This is a genomic window from Escherichia sp. 94.0001, assembly GCF_013369155.2.
Lineage (GTDB): Bacteria > Pseudomonadota > Gammaproteobacteria > Enterobacterales > Enterobacteriaceae > Escherichia > Escherichia coli_F.
The window spans coordinates 1-4,803 of record NZ_JABWMS020000122.1 but is presented as its reverse complement, the minus strand read 5'-3'; the positions used below and the strand labels follow the sequence as shown (position 1 = coordinate 4,803).

Here is a 4,803-nt window from a genome sequence, read left to right as displayed (position 1 = left end):
CTTCCCGTTCTTCCCTGGTAGCAAACCGGTAATACACCGTTCGCCAGACCTTACCTTCGATAACCAGAAGACCTGCCCGTGCCATTTTAGCCGCGGCCTGATTTATGCTGGTTACTGTTGCGCCTGTTAACGCGGCAACGTCCGGCGCACAGAAGCTATTATGCGTCCCCAGGTAATGAATAATTGCCTCTTTGCCCGTCATACACTTGCTCCTTTCAGTCCGAACTTAGCTTTAATTTCTGCGATCTTCGCCAGCGCCTGAACACGATTTAGAGGTCTGCCGCCCATGACAGGAAGTTGTTTTACTGGTTCAGGTATCGTCTCACCACGGTTAATTCGCGCTGTCATACAGGTCAGTTCATCGGCAGCCTTACGGCGTAATTCCGCATCAGTAAGCGCATTGGCCCGCATGTTCTGATACAGGTTGGTGACCAGCCAGTAGTGCGCGTTTGATTTCCACGGATAAGACTCCGCATCCGGATACAGGCCACGCTTCCGGCAATACTCGTAAACCATATCAACCAGCTCGCTGACGTTTGGCAGTCCGGCGATAACGGATGCTTCTTCCCGGCACCATGCAACAAACTGCCCGGGTGATGGCAGAAATGGTCGATTCTGCCGACGGGCTACGCGCATTCCTGCGTTAACCTGTTCCATTGTGGTGATCCCGTTTTCCCGGAAAGCCAGAACCCACTGGCGGCGGATTTCGTTCAGTTCGTTCTGGTCACGGTTAGCCAGGCTCGCCGGGAAAGTTGCCAGTAACTGGCTGAACACACCGTTGATGATCTGCGCTACCTGCTGTACCTGCGGCTTTTCGTCGTACTGTTCCGGCATGTTGTTGGCGATCCGACGCATCTGCTCACGGTCAAAGTTAACCATCTGTGCGGCGATGTTTTTCATAGATCCACCCCGTAAATCCAGTCTGTGTTTGTCAGGTCGAGTTTTGGTTTGCTGGCTATCATGCCTGCCTGTTGCTTGTTACGGTTGATTTCGAGCTGGGTCCACTTGTCGCGGAGTTTGGCCGGGCTAAGCACGTTACCGGACCAGAAGTTGTCCTGGCATGCCCAGCGGAACAGTACACACATGTCGCGATGGTTACGTCCGTCACGTTCACGCATCAGGCGGATATCGTTAGCCCACCCAGCAAAATTCGGTTTTCTGGCTGATGGTGCGATAGTCTTCACCATGTCAAACATCCACTCTGCGGCGGTCAGGTCTTCTGCTGTCCCCCACTTGCTGCCGCTCTGAATTGCAGCATCCGGTTTCACCACAGAAAGGTCGTTTTCTGGCTGGTCAGAGGATTCGCCAGAATTCTCTGACGAATAATCTTTTCTTTTTTCTTTTGTAATAGTGTCTTTTGTGTCCCCCTGTTTTGAGGGATAGCAATCCCCCAATTTGAGGGATGTTTTATCCCTCGTTTTAGGGGATTTTCCCTCGTTTTGAGGGATACACCATTCTGAGATGTTTTTATTTGGTCCAAACATGCCGCCTTGCTGCTTGATAATATTCATTCTGACGAGTTCTAACTTGGCTTCATTGCACCGTTTGACGGGTAACTTTGTAATCTCGCTAAGTTGAGAATCGGTGATTCTGTCCATTGGTTTATTCCACCCATAGGTTTTACGCAGAATGGCAAGCAGCACTTTAAACTGTCGCTTGGTCAGATCTGCGCCCGAATAAGCCTCAAGCAGCATATTTGATAGTCTGGCGTAACCATCATCGAGATCTGCCACATTACGCTCCTGTCCGGCAAAGTTACCTCTGCCGAAGTTGAGTATTTTTGCTGTATTTGTCATAATGACTCCTGTTGATAGATCCAGTAATGACCTCAGAATTCCATCTGGATTTGATTAGAACGCTCGGTCTTGCACACCGGGCGTTTTTTATTGGTGATTTCATCAAGCGCATACTTAAAAGCTCTGCTAATCGGACTGATGTCTGATGCCATGCCAAAAGCACACAAGACCGAAGCTATAAACCTCCAGTCTGTTCTGCTTATCTTCGATTCATGACAGCCAATCATCTTTGCCAGACCGCGCTGAGTAAGCGTTGACAGGTTGATAAGTAAATCTGTTTCTGCGCGATCAACGTCGCGCTGTGATAGTTTGCTGTAATTTGTTTGTTCCATTTCTTAAGATTTCCAATAGTGAATAGCTAGTTGAAAGGTATGCGTGGAAACGCATATGGCCTTAGTTGGTCAGATATATTGGGACTCGCTTTGTCAGCGACGTAGGACGAATGTCCATTGTGAAAAGAGCGGTGTTACTTATGCAGCCAGAAGGTTCTTTTTGCTTATTTCAAGCATTTCGCTTGCTTGATATTTGCCACCAGAAATCTCTTCGATTTTTGATGCGTATTTAGTTTTCCCAAAAAACTCAGTCTTAGGGAGGAAGCCGTTTTTGAGCCACTTATAGACAGCCCTTTCGCTAACTCCACAAGCCTTCGCAACTTCAGGGATGCCGACACCTTTAATCGGCTCATCAAGATTTTGCATAGGAATATCCTTTTTCGTACTTTCAGTACGTATTATGGTTGAACTGAAAGTTTTTGCAAGTGCTTTAGTATCGTACTCATGGTTCAGAATGAAAAAGTGCGCAAAGAATTCGCCCAGCGGCTAGCGCAAGCCTGTAAAGAAGCTGGTCTTGATGAACATGGTAGGGGAATGGCTATAGCCCGTGCCCTTTCTCTTTCGTCCAAAGGCGTTAGCAAATGGTTTAATGCTGAGTCTTTACCGCGTCAGGAAAAAATGAATGCGCTTGCGAAATTTCTAAACGTTGATGTTGTTTGGCTTCAGCACGGCACTTCGTTAAATGGAGCGAATGATGAAGATACTCTTTCATTTGTTGGCAAATTAAAAAAAGGGTTAGTGCGCGTGGTTGGTGAGGCAATTCTTGGTGTTGATGGTGCCATCGAGATGACCGAAGAGCGCGATGGGTGGCTCAAAATTTATAGCGATGATCCAGATGCCTTTGGTCTTCGTGTGAAAGGAGACAGCATGTGGCCCAGAATAAAATCAGGAGAATATGTACTCATTGAGCCTAACACCAAAGTATTCCCGGGTGATGAGGTGTTTGTCAGAACCGTTGAAGGACACAACATGATTAAGGTTCTTGGCTATGACAGAGATGGAGAATACCAATTTACAAGCATTAACCAGGATCACAGGCCTATAACGTTGCCTTATCATCAAGTAGCAAAGGTGGAGTATGTAGCTGGTATTCTGAAGCAATCTCGCCATCTGGATGACATCGAGGCAAGGGAGTGGCTGAAAAGTTCGTGACTTCATCGTCACATAGCTGGTAACCAGTGGCCAGAAGAAACGTTTGGGTGAGGAGGATAGATGGCGTTCACTGACCTTGAATATCAAGCGGTCAAAAAAGAAGTTCACCAATTCATTGAAAGCATAAGGCCGCCTGAACATATCCGCAATGAACTGGATATTGTTTATAGCATCAATGACCAAACGATAGATATCGGCGAACAGCGCCCCGTGTGGCAGGGCAACCCAGGTGAAACAAACATCCTGCCATCAGCAAGAATCAAGTACATACGTTCTCTGGATAGATGGAAAATCTATTGGATGCGGAAGGATATGAAATGGCATCAGTACAGTACTGAACTTTCGCTGACTGATGCGCTTGAGCTTGTGCGTGCTGACCCGGATTGCTGCTTCTTCGGATGAGTGAAGAGACATTTGGGTGATGGATGGCCGCAGAAGTGCGGCTTTTAATGTAATCGAAGAAAAGTAATCCTTGTAAAACTTGATTTGACTGTATTGTCACAAAGAAAGGAATCAACGATCGTTTCTTGGGTCTTGATTTGTTTTGACGATCAAATTAGTATTGCCTCATCAACTGTATGAGGCTTTTTTATGCAAACCAAAAGCTACACCATCAAAGCATTTCAGGACTTCTTACAGATGCTTCCTGAGCTTGGTATCGTCAATGATGCTACAGCCCGCAATCTCCGTGACTCTTCCCTGCGCCTTCTTACTGTTCTTGGGTCGGATTTCACCGATGCCGATATCCGTGATTATAGCGTTGCCAACTTAGCAAGTTCGTACGCAGACTCAGCAGAAAGCAAACCCTCTGAATCATCTTTGCAGGCATACAAAAGCCGGATGCAAAGTGCTATTGATAAATTTATCTCCTACCAGAATGGTGAGATTAATGTGTCAGTTGGTGATGTAAATAAAAAAAAGGAGCGTAAAAAGATGGCACCTAAGAAGAAGGCGGTAGCTGACGTACAGGTTGGTGTAAAAACATTTGAACTGCCGATTCCATTGCGCGGAGATCTTATCGTCACCATTGGCAACCTGCCTCGCGACCTGACAAAAGATGAAGCCAAGCGTATCAGTCTGATTGTGGAATCTTTTGCGATGATTGATGGCGGAACAAAAGAATAAAGCCCCGAGGGAACGGGGCTTTTTGGGTCGGAAATATATCCAGTATTTCCGAAGTGTATGGAGGATTACCTACCGCTACACCCTTGGCAACCGCAAGCCAAGGATAGCGGTTCTCCCAACAAACTACAACCTGTTCGGGTAAACAGGCTGTATACAAAAACAGGAGAAAAGCTATGGCTCACGATGTTAATCGCGATGACTTCATCTACGAACACGACAAGCCGGTTTATGTGCGCAGTTACTGCCGCATACGTTTCGGTGAGCTCGAACATGTTCGTCAGCACTTCCGCTCTTATCCGAGCTGCTGAAAATAACTAAATCTCAAACCCGGCCACCGAGCCGGGTTTGAACCGCCCCGGTTTTCCTGGAGAGTGTTTTATCTGTGAACTCAGGCTGCC

At 46.9% G+C, this 4,803-nt stretch carries 9 protein-coding genes; 4 read left to right on the top strand and 5 right to left on the bottom strand.

Translation table 11 applies throughout. The annotated features are described in order from the left end of the window. The 5 genes from HEN33_RS24200 to HEN33_RS24180 all read right to left on the bottom strand — a co-directional run. A partial coding sequence (locus HEN33_RS24200) for a hypothetical protein (RefSeq protein ID WP_115739826.1) occupies window positions 1-202 on the bottom strand: 202 nt, incomplete at its 3' end. Next, window positions 199-900: a replication protein P gene (locus tag HEN33_RS24195; RefSeq protein WP_000788871.1), complete on the bottom strand. Its 702-nt coding sequence runs from the start codon at window positions 898-900 to the stop codon at window positions 199-201. The genes HEN33_RS24195 and HEN33_RS24200, both read right to left, overlap by 4 nt. After that, window positions 897-1,796, bottom strand: coding sequence for a replication protein (locus HEN33_RS24190; protein ID WP_053902211.1), 900 nt, complete (start codon window positions 1,794-1,796; stop codon window positions 897-899). Before HEN33_RS24190 ends, HEN33_RS24195 begins: the two co-directional genes overlap by 4 nt. Window positions 1,797-1,828: 32 nt before the next feature. Continuing rightward, window positions 1,829-2,128, bottom strand: coding sequence for a CII family transcriptional regulator (locus HEN33_RS24185; protein ID WP_000438491.1), 300 nt, complete (start codon window positions 2,126-2,128; stop codon window positions 1,829-1,831). Window positions 2,129-2,266: 138 nt separating this feature from the next. Beyond that, window positions 2,267-2,494, bottom strand: coding sequence for a helix-turn-helix transcriptional regulator (locus HEN33_RS24180; RefSeq protein ID WP_001180318.1), 228 nt, complete (start codon window positions 2,492-2,494; stop codon window positions 2,267-2,269). 78 nt (window positions 2,495-2,572) lie between these two features. Between HEN33_RS24180 and HEN33_RS24175 the strand changes: the two genes are divergently transcribed. The 4 genes from HEN33_RS24175 to HEN33_RS26860 all read left to right on the top strand — a co-directional run bounded on the left by HEN33_RS24175 (window position 2,573) and on the right by HEN33_RS26860 (window position 4,713). Further along, window positions 2,573-3,280, top strand: a complete 708-nt coding sequence (locus tag HEN33_RS24175; protein WP_000250473.1) for a LexA family transcriptional regulator — start codon at window positions 2,573-2,575, stop codon at window positions 3,278-3,280. A 60-nt stretch (window positions 3,281-3,340) separates the two neighbouring features. Continuing rightward, window positions 3,341-3,682 carry a DUF3024 domain-containing protein gene (locus HEN33_RS24170; RefSeq protein ID WP_000885926.1) on the top strand — a complete coding sequence of 114 codons (342 nt, stop codon included), beginning with the start codon at window positions 3,341-3,343 and terminating at the stop codon, window positions 3,680-3,682. A 189-nt stretch (window positions 3,683-3,871) separates the two neighbouring features. Continuing rightward, window positions 3,872-4,405, top strand: coding sequence for a hypothetical protein (locus HEN33_RS26565; protein WP_001193679.1), 534 nt, complete (start codon window positions 3,872-3,874; stop codon window positions 4,403-4,405). A gap of 173 nt (window positions 4,406-4,578) precedes the next feature. Then, the gene (locus HEN33_RS26860; RefSeq protein WP_000929756.1) at window positions 4,579-4,713 is read left to right on the top strand and encodes a hypothetical protein; all 135 of its coding nucleotides are present in this window, start codon (window positions 4,579-4,581) and stop codon (window positions 4,711-4,713) included. Window positions 4,714-4,803: the final 90 nt, after the last annotated feature.

Coding starts and splice junctions, on each gene's coding strand:
- HEN33_RS24170 (WP_000885926.1), top strand. CDS start 3,341: ATGGCGTTCACTGACCTTGAATATCAAGCGGTCAAAAAAGAAGTTCAC.
- HEN33_RS24195 (WP_000788871.1), bottom strand. CDS start 900: ATGAAAAACATCGCCGCACAGATGGTTAACTTTGACCGTGAGCAGATG.
- HEN33_RS24190 (WP_053902211.1), bottom strand. CDS start 1,796: ATGACAAATACAGCAAAAATACTCAACTTCGGCAGAGGTAACTTTGCC.
- HEN33_RS24180 (WP_001180318.1), bottom strand. CDS start 2,494: ATGCAAAATCTTGATGAGCCGATTAAAGGTGTCGGCATCCCTGAAGTT.
- HEN33_RS24175 (WP_000250473.1), top strand. CDS start 2,573: ATGGTTCAGAATGAAAAAGTGCGCAAAGAATTCGCCCAGCGGCTAGCG.
- HEN33_RS26565 (WP_001193679.1), top strand. CDS start 3,872: ATGCAAACCAAAAGCTACACCATCAAAGCATTTCAGGACTTCTTACAG.
- HEN33_RS26860 (WP_000929756.1), top strand. CDS start 4,579: ATGGCTCACGATGTTAATCGCGATGACTTCATCTACGAACACGACAAG.
- HEN33_RS24185 (WP_000438491.1), bottom strand. CDS start 2,128: ATGGAACAAACAAATTACAGCAAACTATCACAGCGCGACGTTGATCGC.